The organism is Pseudomonas sp. GD03903 (assembly GCF_029840045.1).
In the GTDB taxonomy this organism is placed as follows: Bacteria; Pseudomonadota; Gammaproteobacteria; order Pseudomonadales; family Pseudomonadaceae; genus Pseudomonas; species Pseudomonas pseudonitroreducens.
Window position 1 is genome coordinate 351145 of the sequence record NZ_JAOCBT010000003.1, and the last position, 18399, is coordinate 369543.

Sequence of the window (18399 nt, forward strand, 5' to 3'; positions counted from 1 at the left end):
CGAGGCGTCCGGGGCAAAGGGGACTGCTGTATTACCAGGCTTACGCGGCTTTCGCGTGGCCCAGCGTCACGGCACGGTTCAGGGCGCTGAACAGCGCACGGAAGCTCGCGGTGGTGATGTTTTCATCGATGCCGATGCCGTGCAGCGAACGACCACCCTCGACACGCAGTTCGATATAGGCGGCCGCGCGGGCATTGGTGCCGGCGCCGATGGCGTGCTCGTTGTAGTCCATGATCTCGACGTCCACCGGCAGCGAGGCGACCAGGGCTTCCAGGGTGCCCTTGCCCTTGCCGTGCCAGTGGTGCTGCTCACCCTTGTGGGTCACGTCGATATCGATGGCGCAGGTACCGTTCTCTTCCTGCAGACGGTAGTTCTTCAGGCCGAACGGAGAGACAGCCTGCAGGTACTCGGTCTGCAGCAGGGTGTAGATCTGCTCGGCGGTCATCTCCAGGCCGAGGCGATCGGTCTCGTTCTGCACGACCTGGCTGAACTCGATCTGCATGCGGCGCGGCAGGCTGATGCCGTATTCCTGTTCGAGCAGGAAGGTGATGCCGCCCTTGCCGGACTGGCTGTTCACACGGATCACTGCCTCGTAGCTGCGGCCGATGTCCGCCGGGTCGATCGGCAGGTACGGCACTTCCCACACGGCGTCTTCCTTCTGCTGGGCGAAGCCCTTGCGGATGGCATCCTGGTGGGAGCCGGAGAAGGCGGTGTGGACCAGGTCGCCGACATACGGGTGACGCGGGTGCACCGGAATCTGGTTGCACTCTTCGACCACCTTACGCACGGCATCGATGTCGGAGAAGTCCAGCTCGGGATCGATACCCTGGGTGTACATGTTCAGCGCCATGGTCACCAGGCAGAGGTTGCCAGTGCGCTCGCCGTTACCGAACAGGCAGCCTTCTACCCGATCGGCGCCGGCCATCAGGGCCAGTTCCGACGCGGCCACGCCAGTACCACGGTCGTTATGGGTGTGCAGGCTGATCAGCACGCTGTCGCGCTTGTTGATCTGGCGGCCGAACCACTCGATCTGGTCGGCGTAGTTGTTCGGCGTGGCGCACTCGACGGTAGCGGGCAGGTTGAGGATCAGGCGGTTCGCCGGAGTCGGCTGGAACACGTCGATCACCGCGTTGCACACCTCGACGGCGAAATCGGTCTCGGTGGAGCTGAACACTTCCGGCGAATATTCGAAGCCCCACTGGGTTTCCGGCGCGGCGTCGGCCAGGCGCTTGATGGTCTGGCCTGCGGCCACAGCGATGGCTTTCACGCCGGCCTTGTCCTGGTTGAAGACGATCTTGCGGAAGCTCGGTGCGCAGGCGTTGTAGTAGTGGACGATGGCTTTCTTCGCGCCCTTGAGGGACTCGAAGGTGCGCTCGATGAGATCGTCGCGGGCCTGGGTCAGCACCTGGATGGTGACGTCATCGGGAATGTGGCCGCCCTCGATCAGCTCACGAACGAAGTCGAAGTCGGTCTGCGAGGCGGACGGGAAGCCCACTTCGATTTCCTTCAGGCCGACCTGCACCAGGCACTTGAAGAAGCGCATCTTCTTCTCGGCGTCCATCGGCTCGATCAGCGACTGGTTGCCGTCGCGCAGGTCGGTGGACAGCCAGATCGGTGCCTTGTCGATGATCTTGTCCGGCCAGGTGCGGTCGGGCAGGGTGATCTGAGTGAAGGCACGGTATTTCTTCGACGGGTCTTTCAACATGCTCATGAGCGGAATCCTTGTTCTCTGCGGCCTGCGGGGCCTGCGCAAATAAAACGAAATGAGGCGAAACCGGGGGAGGGGGGCTCAGCCACGCAGTCGCGGGCTGACCAGACGCAGGCAGGCGTGTTGGCGAAGCAGGATGAGGGTGTGTGCGGTTTTCATGAGTGCCAAGCTAAAGGCCTCGGAGACCAATGGCAAGCATTTGGGGAAATTTGGTAGAAAAAGTCTATTACTGCATTTTTGCGATGATTAATTGTTGGTGATGTTGATTTTCAGCAATTATTCCTAGCGCTTAACGCTGTGCTTAACTGATTCTGCGTCCACGTGCCGCAGCGGAGCTTTGTAACTCCGTGCGATCATTGCGCACCCCCGCCGCAGGTGGGGCATACCCTGCTCAAGGACATTTCGTGACCCGTCGCACTCGACAAGGCGTAGGCACCTGGCTGGCGTTGTTCGCCATGCTGATGATCTATGTCGGCCCGCTGGTTTCCCAGTCGATGCCGATGGATCACGCCATGCCCATGGATCACGTCATGCCGATGGAGCATGGCAAGGCCATGGACCATGGTGCGGCCGTCGCCGCCATGGACGAAATGGCCTGTTCGGATGGGCACCGGGCTGCTGCACAACACGCGGCACCGACTTCCCACGGCGAACAGCCGCTCACCGCCGACGCCTTCATGGAGAAGTGCGGCTATTGCAGCCTGCTGATCCACAGCCCGCCGCTGACTCCGCCGCCAGTCCTGCTTGACCACGGCCTGCCCAGCGCCGGCGCCCCTGTCGTCCAGCTGCTTTCCTCGCGCATTCCCGACTCGCCGGTCTTTCCCGGCGCCCGTTCCCGCGCACCCCCGCTCCTGATCGGCTGACCTGCAATCCCGACTCCCCGACCCCGGCGCGGATGCCTGCATTCGCTAGCGCGCCGTGCGAGTACGTGTGGAGCGGGCGTCATCACTGATCATGGAATTCATGGAATGTCCCGCATGCCTATGCGCCGTCGGCAAACTGCCGTCGGCCTGCGCGCCCTGTGCGCGCTGACCGCCCTCGGCGGTTTCACTGCCGTCCCTGTGCTGGCCGAGGAAGAAGATCACTCGGCGCATGTCACCGAGCTGTCTCCCAGTGTCATCACCGCCGTGGCGCAGAGTTCGCCGCTGACCGTGGTCACTGATCCGAAGCAGCCGCGCCAACCGATCCCCGCCAGCGACGGCGCCGACTATCTCAAGACCATCCCCGGCTTCTCCTCCATCCGTAACGGCGGCACCAACGGTGACCCGGTGCTGCGCGGCATGTTCGGCTCGCGTCTGAACATCCTCACCAACGGCACTACCATGCTCGGCGCCTGCCCGGCGCGGATGGACGCGCCGACCTCCTATATCTCGCCGGAGACCTTCGACAAACTCACCGTGGTGAAAGGCCCGGAAACCGTGATCTGGGGGCCGGGCGCCTCGGCTGGCACCATCCGTTTCGACCGCGAGCCGGAGCGCTTCGGTGAGCTGGGCATGCGGGTCAACGGCAGCCTCACCGCTGGCTCCAATGGCCGCTTCGACCGGGTGCTGGATGCGGCCGCCGGCGGACCATTGGGTTACCTGCGCGTCACCGGCAACAAGTCCCAGTCCGACGACTACGAGGACGGCAGCGGCAATACCGTGCCCTCGCGCTGGAACAAGTGGAACGGCGACGTGGCTGTGGGCTGGACGCCGGACGCCGACACCCTGGTCGAACTCACCGCCGGCAAGGGCGATGGCGAAGCGCGTTATGCCGGACGCGGCATGGACGGTTCGCAGTTCAAGCGCGAAAGCCTCGGCCTGCGCTTCGAGAAGTCCAACATCGGCGAGGTGCTCGACAAGCTGGAGGCGCAGGTCTACTACAACTACGCCGACCACGTGATGGACAACTACAGCCTGCGCACGCCCTCAGGCATGGGCATGATGGCCGGCCCCATGGCCTCCAATGTCGACCGCCGCACCCTCGGCGGGCGCCTGGCCGCCACCTGGCGCTGGGACGATTTCAAGCTGATCACTGGCGTCGATGCGCAGACCAACGAACACCGTGAGCGCAGCGGCATGGGGATCAATACCTATGACGAGCAGCCGTGGGACAAGGACGCCGTGTTCCACAACTACGGCGCGTTCGGTGAGCTGACCTGGTACGCCGCCGACCGCGATCGCGTGATCACCGGTGCGCGCCTGGACCGCGCTTCGGTCAAGGATTACCGGCAGAGCTCCGGCTCGGGGATGATGGCGATGCCCAACCCCACTGCCGACGACACGCGCGCCGATACCTTGCCCAGTGGCTTTGCGCGCTACGAGCACGATCTGGCCGACACGCCGACCACCCTCTACGTCGGCCTCGGTCACGTACAGCGCTTCCCCGACTACTGGGAGCTGTTCTCCCCGGACAAGGGCCCGAGCGGTTCGGTCAACGCCTTCGACAGCATCAAGCCGGAGAAGACCACCCAGCTGGACTTCGGCGCGCAGTACGAGGACGAGAAGCTCAAGGCCTGGGCGTCGGGCTACGTCGGTGTGATTCGCGACTACATCCTGTTCGACTACATGCCCGGCGGCATGATGGGCCGCACCTCCCAGGCGCGGAACGTCGACGCCCGCATCATGGGCGGCGAACTGGGCGCGGCCTACGCGCTGACCAGCAACTGGACCGCCGACGGAACCCTGGCCTATGCCTGGGGCAAGAACACCACCGACGACACCGCGCTGCCGCAAATGCCGCCGCTGGAGGCACGTTTCGGCCTGACCTACGAGGAAGGCGACTGGAGCGCTGGCGGTCTTTGGCGCGTGGTCGCGCACCAGGGCCGCATCGCCGAGAACCAGGGCAACGTGGTCGGCTACGACTTCGACGAAAGCCCCGGTTTTGCGGTGTTCTCGCTCAACGGCGCGTACAAGCTGAGCAAGAACCTCAAGGTCAGCACTGGCGTCGACAACCTGTTCGACAAGGACTACGCCGAGCACCTGAACCTGGCGGGCAACGCCGGCTTCGGCTACCCGGCCAACGACCCTGAATCGATCCACGAGCCGGGACGCACGTTCTGGACCAAAGTGGACTTCTCGTTCTGATGCCCGACCGGCCCCCGCTGGTCGGGGGCCTCCTTGCGTGAGGAGATCAACGAATGCAGAACAAGACATTCGACTTCTACAACCTGGCCTGGCGCTGGCACTTCTATGCCGGGCTGTTCGTCGCACCGTTCATGATCCTGCTGTCGCTGACCGGCATCATCTACCTGTTCAAGCCACAGCTCGACCCGCTGATGTACAGCGACCTGCTGCACGTGAAACCGGGAGAGATGCGGCTGTCCGCCGATGAGCAACTGATGCACCTGCGCCACGAGAACCCGCAGTTGCAGGTCAGCCAGTATTTGCCGGCACCGGCCGCCGACCGCAGCGCGCAGTTCGTCGCCCAGCTCGATGGGCGCGAGGTGAATGCCTTCGTCGATCCCTACAGCGGCAAGCTGCTCGGCGTGCAGGACGCCAAGTCCAATCTGCAGGCCATGGCCCGCGCGCTGCACGGCGAGCTGATGATCGGCACCATCGGTGACCGGCTGATCGAACTGGCCGCCGGCTGGGGCATCGTATTGGTGGTCTCCGGCCTGTACCTGTGGTGGCCGCGCAAGCGTTCCCTGCGCGTGCTGCTCTGGCCGGACCTGTCCCGCCGCGGCCGTGCGCTCTGGCGCGAAGTTCATGTGGTGGTCGGTTTCTGGGGCTCGCTGCTGATGCTGTTCATGCTGCTCACCGGCATGACCTGGACCGGCTTCTGGGGAAAATCCTTCGCCGATGTCTGGAACCGCTTCCCGGTGGCCATGTGGAACGACGTGCCCAAATCGGACCTGGAGGCGCGCTCGCTCAACGAGGCGCACCGCCAGACCATTCCCTGGGCCATGGAAAACACCCCGATGCCGATGTCCGGCGGCGCCCACGCCGAACACATGGCCCACGGCTCCGGCGGCATGGCAATGCCGCAGATCAGCCTGCAGCAGGTGGTCGATACGGCCGACAAGGCCGGCGTGACACCGGGCTATGCCGTCGCATTGCCCAAGGGCGCCGAGGGCGTATTCACTGTCTCGGTGTTCGCCGACGACTCGCGCAACGACGCCACCCTGCACATCGACCAGTACACCGGCAAGGTGCTCGCCGACGTGCGCTGGAAGGACTACGGGCTGGTGGCCAAGGGCGTCGAATCCGGCGTGATGCTGCATGAAGGCAAGATGTTCGGCCTGTTCAACCAGCTGCTGATGCTCGCGGTCTGCCTGATGATCCTGCTCAGCGCCGGCAGCGGCCTGTGGATCTGGTGGAAGCGCCGCCCGCAGGGCCGCCTCGGCGTGCCGCCGATGCCCCATGCGCTGCCGGTGTGGAAGGGCGGGGTGGCGATCATGCTCATCCTCGGCATCGCCTTCCCGTTGGTGGGCGCATCGCTGCTGCTGGTATGGGCGCTGGACTGGGCGGTGCTGTCGCGCTTCAAGCCGCGCAGCCCGGCGCTGGGCTGATGCGTACCTGTTTCAACCTGACGCCTGCCGCGAGGCAGGCTATGCTGCGGCGCGATCGTTGCGCCCGCGGCCCGATGTTTTATCGCCCTTGTGGCGGATCTGATCACAAGCCAACTGGAGTCTCGAACATGCGTAAAACCCTGCTCGCTTTCGCTGTCCTGCTGGGCTTCTCCGGCGCCACCATGGCCCACGAATACGAGGCCGGCAACCTGCACATCGACCACCCGTGGTCGCTGCTGCTGCCGGCCAACTCGGTGAACGGCGCCGCCTACTTCATCGTGCAGAACCACGGCAAGGACGCGGACCGTCTGCTCGGCGCCGATACCGATCGCGCCGCCAGCGCCGAAATCCACCAGCACGTGGAGAAGGACGGCATGATGAAGATGCAGAAGGTCGAGGGCGTGGATATTCCCGCCGGCGGCAAGGTCATCTTCGCGCCGGGCCAGTACCACCTGATGCTGTTCGGCCTGAAGAAGCCGCTCACCGATGGCGAGCGCTTCCCGCTGACCCTGCACTTCCAGAAGGCCGGTGACGTGAAGGTCGAGATCGCCGTGCAGAAAGAAGCCCCGCTCTCTAAAGGAGCAGAGGGGGGCACCGACATGGGCCACGACATGCACGGCATGAAGATGAACTGATGAGCGACCGGCTCCTGCGCCCCTTGGTGTGGGCGCAAGACGGCGAGTGGCTGCTGGGTTTCGACGGCAGCTACTCGAGCGACTCGATCCTGCGCATCGAGAGCGCCGCCGATGGTTTCATCCTGCGCGAGGAGCGTCTGGCGGAGACGCAGACCAAGCGCTATCCCTTCGCCGATCTGAAGGATGACGTCACGGCGGCCGACTGGACCGCCGTGGTCGTCGACGAAGAAGGCGAGCGCCTGGGCTTTGCCATCGCCCACTACGAAATCTGGAACCGCCGCGCGGTGCTGGACGACCTGTTCGTCCTCCCCGAGGCGCGCGGGTTGGGCGTAGGCAAGCAACTGCTGGACGGTTGCCTGGACTGGGCGCGCGGCACCGAGGCGCGCCACCTGTGGCTGGAAACCCAGAGCCTCAACCTGCCGGCGGTGGGCTTCTACCGCTCCCGTGGCTTCGCCCTCAGTGGACTCTCCACTGACCTCTACGACCCGGCGCAGGTGCTGCCCGGGGAAATGGCGCTGTTCTTCAGCTACCCGCTGGCCTGAGGGCCATGCGCGCCTGTCGCGCCACAAGGATCAGCGCGAAGCCGATGCAGTAGGCCAGTACATCCAGCCAGTCCGGCGTGGCGCCCAGCACGATGCGCAGTGCGCGGTTGCCGATCTGCCAGTGGAAGGCTGCGGCGAGGAACTGGCCGAATTCGATCAGCAGCCCGCAGGCCAGCGCCGCTACGGCCAGCCAGTGCGCGGGCGCATCCAGCGCGGCGCGCAGCAGGCAGTACAGCCAGATCACCGCCAGCACGTCGCCGCCAAAGCCGCGCAGCCAGCCAAGGTGCGCGCCGGCCGTGGCCAGCCAGACGAGTACGGCAAACCAGAGCAGCGCGAAGATCGCGCTGCGTCCATCGAAACGAAGCTGCATCAGGGCTTGAACGCGCCGATGAAGATCGCCGGATCGACGCGGGCGTCGTTCAGGCTGACGTTCCAGTGCATGTGCGGCCCGGTGGCGCGGCCGGTGGCACCGACGCGGCCGACCACGCCGCCGCGCGGGAGCTGGTCGCCGACCTTCACGTCGATCTTCGACATGTGGCAGAACATGCTGATGAAGCCCTGGCCGTGGTCGACGAACACCGTGTTGCCGTTGAAGAAGTAGTTGCCGATCAGGATCACCTTGCCGGCGGCCGGTGTCTTGATCGGCGTGCCGGCGGGCACGGCGAAGTCGAGGCCCGAGTGCGGGTTGCGCTCCTCACCATTGAAGAAGCGGCGCAGGCCGAAGGGGCTGGAGAGCGGGCCGTTGACCGGTTTGTCGAGCACCAGGTTGCTTGGCGTGCCGGGGCTGAAGCTGCGGTAGGCGGCGGTCTGCTCGGCCAGCTCGCGGTTGATGCGCTTGAGGTCTTCGGGCAGCGGGTTCACTTGGCGGGTGTTCTTCAGGGTGATGTGCTGCTCTTTATAGTGCTTGGCTCCAACGCTGAAGCCGAGGTTGCGGCTGGCTCCGCCCTGCTTAACGGCGATCTGCTGGCTGCCGGCCTTGGCGGTCAACGGGATGCCGACGATGGCGATCCAGTCACGGCCTTCTTCACGCACCACCAGCACCGGCTTGCCCTGGAAGGTGGCGGTGGGCACGGCGGCATCCTGGCCCAGTTGCACCACGGCGACACCGCCGGGCACCGGCTTGTTCAGGGTACGGCTGATGAAGCCTTCGGCATGGGCGGGCAGGGTGAGAAGGGCGGCGGCGAGCAGGCAGAAGAGTCGAAACATGGCGCAATCCGTGGACGTATCGGCGGATGAAGCGGGCAGTCTACACGGCGCTCTTCGGCGAGCGGGACGATTTCGTCGAAAGCGGAATCCAGTTGTACTGCCGATCAATCCAGGAGCACCAACGTAGGATGGGTGGAGCGCAGCGATACCCATCGATAACTCAACTGCGCCTATTGATGGGTATCGCTGCGCTCCACGCCATCCTACAAAGCGACTGCTACCGGTGCAGGCCCTCGAGCTGCTGGCGCCACAGCTGTTCTAGCGGCAGTACCTGTGCCGGGCCGTAGATGGCGTGGGGCTTGCCCAGATGAGCGGCCCACAGCTGGTCGCCGTAGTCGTAGTGCCACCACTCACTGGAGAGGTTGCTGAAGCCCGCCGCGTGCATGGCGTTGAACAGGATTCGGCGGTTGTCGCGGATACGCCGTTGCGATTCGTCGGGCTCGGAAATCTCTTCGTAGTGGCGGGTATACGAGCGTGGCGTGGCCTCGTCGAACAGGCTGCCCATGTCCAGCCAGCGGCCTTCGCGGTCGCACAGGGTGAGGTCGATGGCGCCGCCGGTGAGGTGCGGGCTGGGTGATTCCGTGCGGGTACTGGGCGGGGCGACGAATTCGCGGGTGCGCCGGGTCAGTTCGGCGGGGTCGGCGTCCGGCTGGTGCTGGTGGAGGATGTCGTAGAGCGTGTCGTACAGGTGCTGCTGCACGGCAAACGGCCGCCAGGCGTCGAGGATGACCAGGCGCAGGCCGTCGGGCAGCAGGCTGGCCGCGAGCAGCAGGCGCTCGAAGACTTCCGTGCGGGCATAGCATTCCGGCTGCGCGTTGGGCACGCCGAGGCGGTGGTACGCCGGCCATACGCTGAATCCGCTGGCGATGCTCAGTGCCTGCAACGGCTGGTCGCATTCGATGATCGGCACCCGGAAGGCCTCGGCCCAGTCCGGGTCGGGTTGCGGCAGGATCGGCGCGAGCAGGTCGGTCATCGGCAGTCAGTCCAGCAGGGAAAGGGTGACGGGCGCCTGGTGGTTGTCTTCCACGCGCACTTCCAGCTCGCCGTCGCCCAGCCTGGCCTTGAGGCGCTGGCCGTTCTTCGTCTGCGCCGCGCTGCGGATGGCCTGGCCCTTGTCGTCCAGGAGGATGCTGTAGCCACGGCCGAGGGTCGCCAGCGGGCTGACGATGTGCAGCGTCTGCATCAGGCCATCCAGGCGCTGGCGCTGTTCGCGGAGCATGGCTTTGGTGGCGCGCGGCAGGCGGGCGCTGAGGTTGTCCAGACGCTGGCGCAGCAGGGCCAGGTTGCGGCCGGGATGTTGCGCGGCGAGGCGGGTATCCAGGCGCGCCACACGCTCCTGGCGGATCTGCAGCTGGCGCTCGAAGGCGCGGCGCAGGCGCATGTCCAGGTCGTCCAGGCGCTGGGACTGCTGGCGCAGGCGCTCGCCGGGGTGGCGCAGTCGTCGGGCCGTGCCTTCCAGACGCAGCCGTTCGCGGGTCAGGCGGTCCTGGATGCGCAGGATCAGCCGGCGGCGCAGGCTGTCCAGGCGTTGTTGCAGGTCGCCGCTGTGGGGTGCGAGCAGTTCGGCGGCGGCCGAGGGCGTCGGTGCGCGCACGTCGGCGACGAAATCGCTGATGGACACGTCGGTCTCATGGCCCACGGCACTGACGATGGGCGTCACGCAGGCGGCGATGGCGCGGGCTACCGGTTCCTCGTTGAAGCACCAGAGGTCTTCCAGCGAGCCGCCGCCACGGGCCAGGATCAGCGCGTCGAAGCCCTGCGCATCGGCCAGCTTGAGCGCGCGGACGATCTGCCCGATGGCTTCGCGGCCCTGCACGGCAGTGGGGATCAGGGTCAGCTCGACCTGTGGGGCGCGGCGGCGGAACACACTGATGATGTCGCGTATCACCGCGCCGGTGGGCGAGCTGACGATGCCGATGCGCCTGGGATGCGCAGGCAGTTCCTGCTTGCGTTCGGCGGCGAACAGGCCCTCGGCGGCGAGCTTTTCCTTCAGCGCCTCGAAGGCCAGGCGCAGCGCACCATCGCCGGCGGGTTCGACGGTATCGGCGATCAGCTGGTAGTCGCCCCGCCCCTCGAACAGCGAAACCTTGCCGCGCACCCGCACGGCCAGGCCGTCGCGCAGGGCCTGGCGCACGCGCAGGGCGTTCTGCCTGAACAGCGCGCAGCGCACCTGGGCGTTGCTGTCCTTGAGGGTGAAGTACATGTGGCCGGATGCGGGGCGGGCGAGGTTGGAAATCTCGCCTTCGACCCAGACCTGCGGGAACACGTCCTCCAGCAGGTGGCGGGCGCGCTGGTTGAGCTGGCTGACGGTCAGAACCTCGCGGTCGAGGCCCAGCCGTTGAAAGGGATCTTTCTGCATGGCGAAGGATGATAAGCGGGCCTGTGGACAGGGGCCAGCACGTAAGCCAGATAAAGACTGCATTCAGATCGTCTGGTTACGTTGAGCCGCACCCCTCAGCTGGGATATAATGCCGCGCTTCCATTTTTCCCGATCGGGAGCCCCCGCCATGCTGCGCATCAGCCAAGAAGCCCTCACTTTCGACGACGTCCTCCTGATCCCAGGTTATTCGGAAGTCCTGCCCAAGGACGTGAGTCTGAAGACTCGCCTGACCCGTGGCATCGAACTGAACATCCCGCTGGTGTCCGCCGCGATGGATACCGTGACCGAAGCCCGCCTCGCCATCGCCATGGCGCAGGAAGGCGGCATCGGCATCATCCACAAGAACATGAGCATCGAGCAGCAGGCTGCCGAAGTTCGCAAGGTCAAGAAGCACGAGACCGCCATCGTTCGCGACCCGGTCACCGTGACCCCGTCGACCAAGATCATCGAGCTGCTGCAGATCGCCCGCGAGTACGGCTTCTCCGGCTTCCCGGTGGTGGAAGAGGGTGAGCTGGTCGGCATCGTTACCGGCCGCGACCTGCGCGTGAAGCCGAACATCGGCGACAGCGTGGCCGCGATCATGACCCCGAAGGACAAGCTGGTCACCGCCCGCGAGAACACCCCGCTGGAAGAGATCAAGGCGGCGCTCTACGAGAACCGCATCGAGAAGATGCTGATCGTCGACGAGAACTTCTACCTCACTGGCCTGGTGACCTTCCGCGACATCGAGAAGGCCAAGACCTACCCGCTGGCGTCCAAGGATGACCTGGGTCGCCTGCGCGTCGGCGCAGCGGTCGGCACTGGCGCCGATACCGGCGAGCGTGTTTCCGCCCTGGTCGCTGCCGGCGTTGACGTGGTTGTCGTCGATACCGCCCACGGCCACTCCAAAGGCGTGATCGATCGCGTCCGCTGGGTCAAGGAAACCTTCCCGCAAGTCCAGGTCATCGGCGGCAACATCGCCACCGGCGAAGCGGCCAAGGCACTGGCTGACGCTGGCGCCGACGCCGTGAAGGTCGGCATCGGCCCGGGCTCCATCTGCACCACCCGTATCGTCGCTGGCGTCGGCGTGCCGCAGATCTCCGCCATCGCCAACGTCGCCGCCGCCCTCGAAGGCACCGGCGTTCCGCTGATCGCCGACGGCGGCATCCGTTTCTCCGGCGACCTGGCCAAGGCCATGGTGGCTGGCGCCTACTGCGTGATGATGGGCTCGATGTTCGCCGGTACCGAAGAAGCGCCGGGCGAGATCGAACTGTTCCAGGGCCGCTCCTACAAGTCCTACCGTGGCATGGGCTCCCTGGGCGCCATGGCCGGTTCCACCGGTTCCTCCGACCGCTACTTCCAGGACGCCTCCGCCGGCGCCGAGAAGCTGGTGCCGGAAGGCATCGAAGGTCGCGTGCCCTATAAGGGCCAGCTGACCGCCATCGTTCACCAACTGATGGGTGGCCTGCGTGCCGCCATGGGCTATACCGGCAGTGCCGATATCCAGGACATGCGCACCAAGCCGCAGTTCGTGCGCATCACCGGCGCCGGCATGGCCGAGTCCCACGTCCACGATGTGCAGATCACCAAGGAAGCCCCGAACTACCGCGTAGGTTAAGGGCTTTTCGGTTAATGAGTCGGACACGGGGCTGCTTGATACAGCCCCGTGTCGTTTAAGAATTTCGCTACGAGAGATGGCCATGGCCCAAGACATTCATGCTCACCGGATCCTGATCCTCGACTTCGGCTCCCAGTACACCCAGCTGATCGCCCGCCGCGTTCGCGAGATCGGTGTGTACTGCGAGATCCATCCGTTCGACATGAGCGACGACGAAGTTCGCGCCTTCGCCCCTCGCGGCATCATCCTGGCCGGCGGCCCGGAGTCGGTGCACGAAGCCAACAGCCCGCGCGCGCCGCAGGCCGTGTTCGACCTGAAGGTGCCGCTGTTCGGCATCTGCTACGGCATGCAGACCATGGCCGAGCAGATGGGCGGCAAGGTGCTGGGTTCTGACCTGCGCGAATTCGGCTACGCCCGTGTCGACGTGGTCGGCAAGGCTCGCCTGCTGGATGGCATCGAGGATTGCGTCAGTGAAGACGGCGTGTTCGGCCTCGATGTGTGGATGAGCCACGGCGACAAGGTCACCGAGATTCCCGAAGGCTTCCACATCCTCGCCAGCACCCCGAGCTGCCCGATCGCCGCCATGGCTGACGACGTCCGTGGCTACTATGGCGTGCAGTTCCACCCGGAAGTGACCCACACCAAGCAGGGCGGTCGCATCCTCTCGCGCTTCGTGCTGGACATCTGCGGCTGCGAAGCCCTGTGGACCCCGTCCAACATCGTCAATGACGCCATCGCCACCGTTCGCGCCCAGGTGGGCTCGTCCAAGGTGCTGCTGGGGCTGTCCGGTGGCGTGGACTCCTCGGTGGTCGCGGCGCTGCTGCACAAGGCGATCGGCGACCAGCTGACCTGCGTCTTCGTCGACAACGGCCTGCTGCGCCTGCACGAGGGTGACCAGGTGATGGCCATGTTCGCCGAGAACATGGGCGTCAAGGTGATCCGCGCCAACGCCGAAGAGAAGTTCCTCAGCCGTCTGGCCGGCGTCAGCGACCCGGAGCAGAAGCGCAAGATCATTGGCGGCAGCTTCATCGAAGTCTTCGATGAGGAAGCCACCAAGCTGAAGGACGTGAAGTTCCTCGCCCAGGGCACCATCTACCCCGACGTGATCGAGTCGGCCGGCGCCAAGACCGGCAAGGCCCACGTGATCAAGTCGCACCACAACGTCGGCGGCCTGCCCGAAGACATGCAGTTCGAACTGGTCGAGCCGCTGCGCGAGCTGTTCAAGGACGAAGTCCGCAAGATCGGCCTGGAGCTGGGCCTGCCCTACGACATGGTCTACCGCCACCCGTTCCCGGGCCCGGGCCTGGGCGTGCGCATTCTCGGCGAAGTGAAGAAGGAATATGCCGACCTGCTGCGTCGCGCGGACCACATCTTCATCGAAGAGCTGCGCAATTTCGACTGGTACCACAAGACCAGCCAGGCCTTCGTGGTGTTCCAGCCGGTGAAATCCGTCGGTGTGGTCGGTGATGGCCGCCGTTACGCCTGGGTCGTCGCCCTGCGTGCCGTGGAAACCGTCGACTTCATGACCGCTCGCTGGGCGCACCTGCCGTACGAGCTGCTGGAGAAGGTCTCGAACCGCATCATCAACGAGATCGAAGGCATCTCCCGCGTCACCTACGACGTGTCGAGCAAGCCGCCGGCGACCATCGAGTGGGAATGATCGGAGACGTCTGAAAACCTGTTTCGATCTGCTGCGCGTCGGCTGTAGTGTGCTTTCCACCTACTACGGCTCTAGCTCGCGAGATCGAAGTCAGGCTTTAACGTTTCCTTAACGAGGAAAGCGGCAATCTCGCCGCTTTCTTCGACAGGCCAGGACGGGGATACCTGTCCTTGACCTGGCGCATGAGAGGCGTTCGTGCCTTCATGCACAGTTGTCTTCTGCTTTCGATGTGGAAGCAGAGCAGTGCAGCCGGCCGCACGAGCCTGGCGCCGGGCGCTAAACGCGCCAACCTCCGTGAAAGCCGATGGGGTCGCAAGTCCCTTGTTTGAGGAGTCTGGACCCATGTCGTTTACCCGTAGACAAGTACTCGGTGGCCTCGCTGGCCTGGCCGTCGTCGGCCTGGGCGCCGGTGGCGCGCGCATCTGGCTGGCGCGCCCGCAGGTAGCCGCCGAGCACGATTACGAACTGATCGCCGCGCCGCTCGACCTGGAGCTGGTGCCCGGCCACAAGACCCCTGGCCTGGGCTATGGCGGCCAGGCTCCCGGTGTGGAAATCCGCGCGCGCCAGGGCGACTGGCTGCGCGTGCGCTTCACCAACAAGCTGGACGAGCCGACGACCATCCACTGGCACGGCATCCGCCTGCCCATCGAAATGGACGGCGTGCCCTACATCTCGCAGCCGCCGGTGCAGCCGGGCGAGAGCTTCATCTACCAGTTCAAGACGCCGGACGCCGGCAGCTACTGGTACCACCCGCACCTGATGAGCAGCGAGCAGCTGGGCCGTGGCCTGGTCGGGCCGCTGATCATCGACGAGCGCGAGCCGACCGAGTTCACCAGCGAAAAGATCCTCAACCTGAAGACCTGGCACGTGGACGAGGAGGGCAACTTCACGCCCTTCAGCGTGCCGCGCGAGGCCGCGCGCGAAGGCACTCGCGGACGCCTGTCGACCATCAACGGCGAGCGTACCCCGGTAATCGAACTGCCGGCCGGCGAGATCGTCCGCGTGCGCATCCTCAATGTCGACAACACCGTGACCTACCGCCTCAACCTGCCGGACGCCGAGGCGAAGATCTACGCCATCGATGGCCACCCGGTGGAGCCGCGGGATTTCGGCAAGGGGCCGAATGACCAGTACTGGATCGGCCCGGGCATGCGCCTGGAGCTGGGTATCCGCGGTCCGGCGGAAGGGACCGAGCTGTCGCTGCGCAATGGCCCGGTGCGCCTGGCGACCATTCGCGGTGTGGCCAATCCGAAAGCGCCCACCGCCAAGTGGCCGGCGCCGCTGCCGCACAACCCGGTGGCCGAGCCGGACCTGAAGAACGCCGAGACCATCAACTTCAAGTTCGAGTGGGTCGGCGCCATGTCCGACTACTCCAAGGGCCAGTCGGCGCCGTCGCTGTGGCAGATCAACGGCGTGGCCTGGCAGGGCGGCGAGGAGCACAAGCACAACGCGCCGCCGCTGGCCAAGCTCAAGGAAGGCAACAGCTACATCTTCGTGCTGCGCAACATGACCCAGTACCAGCATCCGATCCACCTGCACGGCATGGCCTTCAAGGTGCTGGATTCGGATCGCCGCGACATCATCCCGTACTTCACCGACACCTACCTGCTGGGCAAGAATGAGACGGCCCGCGTGGCGCTGGTGGCGGATAACCCCGGCCTGTGGATGTTCCACTGCCACGTGATCGATCACATGGAGACCGGCCTGATGGGAACCATCGCGGTGGGCGAGGCATGGTGCGGCTGACCAACAGCAAGGGGCATCCGACGGTGAAGGGGCTGGCGCCGGTCATCGACCGCAGCCAGGACATCCCCTTCATGCGCGAGGCAATGGCCCTGGCCGAGCAGGGCGCGGCGCTGGGCGAAGTGCCGGTGGGCGCCGTGCTGGTGCTGGATGGCCAGGTCATCGGCCGTGGCTTCAACCGCCCGATCACCGCCCACGACCCCAGTGCCCATGCAGAAATGGTCGCCATCCGCGAGGCCGCCGCGGCCGCGCAGAATTACCGCCTGCCCGGAAGCACCCTCTACGTTACCCTCGAACCCTGCAGCATGTGCGCCGGCCTGCTGGTGCACTCGCGCATCCAGCGCGTGGTGTTCGGCGCCACCGAGCCCAAGTCGGGCGTGGTGGTCAGCCGGGGCAACTTCTTCGAACAGGATTTCCTCAACCACCGCGTGCTGGTGGAGGGCGGAGTGCTGGGGGATGAGTGCAGCGCGATGCTCTCGGCCTTCTTCAAGGCGCGCCGCAAGGGTTCTTTGTAGGAGCGAGCTTGCTCGCGAACCTGCTCAACCTTGCGCGGTGCTCGGCCTATCGCGGATAAATCCGCTCCTGACTAATGCTCGACATCCGCGCAGGAGCAACTGTCTTCTCTGGATAGTCCGTTGCTGCGTTTTCCGCCCTCACCCCAGCCCTGGCTGCGCGCCCCGCTCCTCAGGGAGAGGGGGCAGTCCGAGCCGACTGACGCGAAGGTTTCATCCTGCACTGAACGGTCCCATCTCCCCTTGGGAGAGGGCTACGGTGAGGGATGGCCCAAGCGCAGAGGTATCTCGTAGGAGCGGACTCCGTCCGCGATCGATTCGACGTGTCACGTTGGCGAGTCAGTGAGGTTGAAGCCTCAGAGCTTCTGGTCCCGCGCGTCGTCGCCGTCGTCGGGCTTGGTCTTGTTCACGCCCGGCAGGTGCAGGCCGCTCTCGGCGAGCTGGCCGCCTTCCATCTGCGGCTGGGTCACCCAGGTGAGGATGTCGTAGTAACGGCGCACGTTCTGCACGAAGTGCACGGTTTCGCCGCCGCGCGCATAGCCGTAGCGCGTCTTGCGGTAGTACTGCTTCTGCGCCAGGCGCGGCAGCATCTTCTTCACGTCGAGCCACTTGTTCGGGTTCAGGCCTTCCTGCTCGGCCATCTTGCGCGCGTCGTCCAGGTGCGCGCCGCCGATGTTGTAGGCGGCCAGGGCGAACCACATGCGGTCCGGGTCCTTGATGCTGTCGGGCAGCTCGTCCTTGATCTGCACGTAATACTTGCTGCCGCCCTGGATGCTCTGCTTCGGGTCCAGGCGGTTGGCCACGCCCATGGCCTGGGCGGTGCGGTTGGTCAGCATCATCAGGCCGCGCACACCGGTCTTGGAGGTCGCGTCGGGCTGCCACATGGATTCCTGGTAGCCGATGGCCGCGAGCAGGCGCCAGTCGGCCTCGAGCTTGGTGCCGCTCTGGCGGAAATGCGGCTCGTACTTGGGCAGGCGCTGTTGCAGGTGCTGGGCGAAGGTGTAGGCGCCGACGTAGCCGAGTACGTCCACATGGCCGTAGTAGCGATCCTTCAGGCGTTGCAGCAGTCCGTCCTGCTTGGCCTTGTCGAGGAAGGCGTTGACCTTCTCCAGCAGGCTGTTGTCGTCGCCAGCCGGCAGCGCCCAGGCCAGGCCCTTGGCATCACCGAGATCGAAGGCGACGCGCACGTTGGGGAAATAGACCTGGTTCATCGCCAGTTCGTTGGAATCCACCAGGGTCAGGTCGATCTCGCCGACGTCCACCATGCGCAGCAGGTCGACCATTTCGTCGGCGTCGGACTCGCGGTACTCCAGTTTGGGGTACTGCTTCTTCAGTTCGGCCAATTGCGCGGCGTGGCTGCTGCCTTTCAGGACGACGATGCGTTTGCCCACCAGGTCTTCGGGGCGGGTGGGGCGCTGCGCGCCGTTGCGGTAGACGACCTGTGGGGTGACGTCGAGGTAGGAGTGCGAGTAGCGCACCTGGGTGTCGCGCTCGCCGCCCGGCGTCAGGCCGGCGGCCGCCAGGTTCGGTCCGCCGTCGCGGCCGATGCGGTCGTAGAGATCGTCGATGTTGTCGGCGGTTTCGATCTGCAGCTGGACGCCCAGGCTGTCGGCAAAGCGCTTGGCCAGTTCGTATTCGAAGCCGGTATCGCCGTTGCGGTCCTGGAAGTAGGTGGCCGGACTGTTGCGGGTAATCACGCGCAGCACGCCGTCCTTCTGCACGCGCTCGAGGGCCGTCGGGGCTTTCGCCTCGCTACAGCCGGAAAGCAGCAGAAAGATACAGGTCGCCAAGATCCAGGCGGTGCAGCGCACACGGGACACAGTCAGGGCAAGCATCGGGGCAGTATACGCAAAGGCCGTTGTGCGCCATATCTCGACAGGTCGAAGCTTCTCTGCTAGCCGGGGCACCGTTCGTCGGCATTTTTCTC

At 65.4% G+C, this 18399-nt stretch carries 15 protein-coding genes; 9 read left to right on the top strand and 6 right to left on the bottom strand.

What is annotated here, in order from left to right; all coding sequences use genetic code 11:
• Window positions 1-40: 40 nt before the first annotated feature.
• Complete coding sequence (gene leuA, locus N5C91_RS06525; RefSeq protein WP_236174168.1) at window positions 41-1711, bottom strand: 2-isopropylmalate synthase; 1671 nt, start codon at window positions 1709-1711, stop codon at window positions 41-43.
• A 401-nt stretch (window positions 1712-2112) separates the two neighbouring features.
• Here leuA and N5C91_RS06530 point away from each other — a divergent pair, with 401 nt between their 5' ends.
• The 5 genes from N5C91_RS06530 to N5C91_RS06550 all read left to right on the top strand — a co-directional run bounded on the left by N5C91_RS06530 (window position 2113) and on the right by N5C91_RS06550 (window position 7374).
• Window positions 2113-2571 carry a DUF2946 domain-containing protein gene (locus N5C91_RS06530; RefSeq protein WP_279828616.1) on the top strand — a complete coding sequence of 153 codons (459 nt, stop codon included), beginning with the start codon at window positions 2113-2115 and terminating at the stop codon, window positions 2569-2571.
• 105 nt (window positions 2572-2676) lie between these two features.
• On the top strand, window positions 2677-4773 hold the full coding sequence (locus N5C91_RS06535) for a TonB-dependent copper receptor (protein WP_236174166.1): 2097 nt from the start codon (window positions 2677-2679) through the stop codon (window positions 4771-4773).
• Between the two features lie 53 nt (window positions 4774-4826).
• A complete protein-coding gene (locus tag N5C91_RS06540) occupies window positions 4827-6197 on the top strand; it encodes a PepSY domain-containing protein (protein WP_279828619.1) in 1371 nt (456 codons plus the stop codon).
• Between the two features lie 128 nt (window positions 6198-6325).
• Complete coding sequence (locus N5C91_RS06545; protein WP_236174164.1) at window positions 6326-6832, top strand: copper chaperone PCu(A)C; 507 nt, start codon at window positions 6326-6328, stop codon at window positions 6830-6832.
• On the top strand, window positions 6832-7374 hold the full coding sequence (locus N5C91_RS06550) for a GNAT family N-acetyltransferase (protein ID WP_279828622.1): 543 nt from the start codon (window positions 6832-6834) through the stop codon (window positions 7372-7374). The genes N5C91_RS06545 and N5C91_RS06550 overlap by 1 nt, the downstream gene beginning before the upstream one ends.
• Here N5C91_RS06550 and N5C91_RS06555 read toward each other — a convergent pair.
• The 4 genes from N5C91_RS06555 to xseA form a co-directional block, all read right to left on the bottom strand.
• Complete coding sequence (locus N5C91_RS06555) at window positions 7355-7744, bottom strand: DUF2809 domain-containing protein (RefSeq protein WP_279828624.1); 390 nt, start codon at window positions 7742-7744, stop codon at window positions 7355-7357. The two genes, N5C91_RS06550 and N5C91_RS06555, sit on opposite strands and share 20 nt — an antisense overlap.
• Window positions 7744-8580 carry a M23 family metallopeptidase gene (locus tag N5C91_RS06560; RefSeq protein ID WP_279828626.1) on the bottom strand — a complete coding sequence of 279 codons (837 nt, stop codon included), beginning with the start codon at window positions 8578-8580 and terminating at the stop codon, window positions 7744-7746. The genes N5C91_RS06555 and N5C91_RS06560 overlap by 1 nt, the downstream gene beginning before the upstream one ends.
• Before the next feature lie 217 nt (window positions 8581-8797).
• Complete coding sequence (locus N5C91_RS06565) at window positions 8798-9553, bottom strand: M15 family metallopeptidase (RefSeq protein WP_279828628.1); 756 nt, start codon at window positions 9551-9553, stop codon at window positions 8798-8800.
• A 6-nt stretch (window positions 9554-9559) separates the two neighbouring features.
• The gene (gene xseA / locus N5C91_RS06570) at window positions 9560-10939 is read right to left on the bottom strand and encodes an exodeoxyribonuclease VII large subunit (protein WP_236174159.1); all 1380 of its coding nucleotides are present in this window, start codon (window positions 10937-10939) and stop codon (window positions 9560-9562) included.
• A 148-nt stretch (window positions 10940-11087) separates the two neighbouring features.
• Between xseA and guaB the strand changes: the two genes are divergently transcribed.
• The 4 genes from guaB (at window position 11088) to tadA (ending at window position 16475) form a co-directional block, all read left to right on the top strand.
• A complete protein-coding gene (guaB, locus tag N5C91_RS06575) occupies window positions 11088-12557 on the top strand; it encodes an IMP dehydrogenase (protein WP_024762983.1) in 1470 nt (489 codons plus the stop codon).
• A gap of 82 nt (window positions 12558-12639) precedes the next feature.
• Window positions 12640-14217, top strand: a complete 1578-nt coding sequence (gene guaA, locus N5C91_RS06580) for a glutamine-hydrolyzing GMP synthase (RefSeq protein ID WP_279828632.1) — start codon at window positions 12640-12642, stop codon at window positions 14215-14217.
• A 342-nt stretch (window positions 14218-14559) separates the two neighbouring features.
• Window positions 14560-15963, top strand: coding sequence for a multicopper oxidase family protein (locus tag N5C91_RS06585; protein WP_236174157.1), 1404 nt, complete (start codon window positions 14560-14562; stop codon window positions 15961-15963).
• Window positions 15951-16475 carry a tRNA adenosine(34) deaminase TadA gene (tadA, locus tag N5C91_RS06590; protein WP_279828634.1) on the top strand — a complete coding sequence of 175 codons (525 nt, stop codon included), beginning with the start codon at window positions 15951-15953 and terminating at the stop codon, window positions 16473-16475. Before N5C91_RS06585 ends, tadA begins: the two co-directional genes overlap by 13 nt.
• Window positions 16476-16828: 353 nt before the next feature.
• On the opposite strand, the gene mltF is transcribed toward tadA, so the two are convergent.
• A complete protein-coding gene (mltF, locus tag N5C91_RS06595) occupies window positions 16829-18307 on the bottom strand; it encodes a membrane-bound lytic murein transglycosylase MltF (RefSeq protein ID WP_236174155.1) in 1479 nt (492 codons plus the stop codon).
• Window positions 18308-18399: the final 92 nt, after the last annotated feature.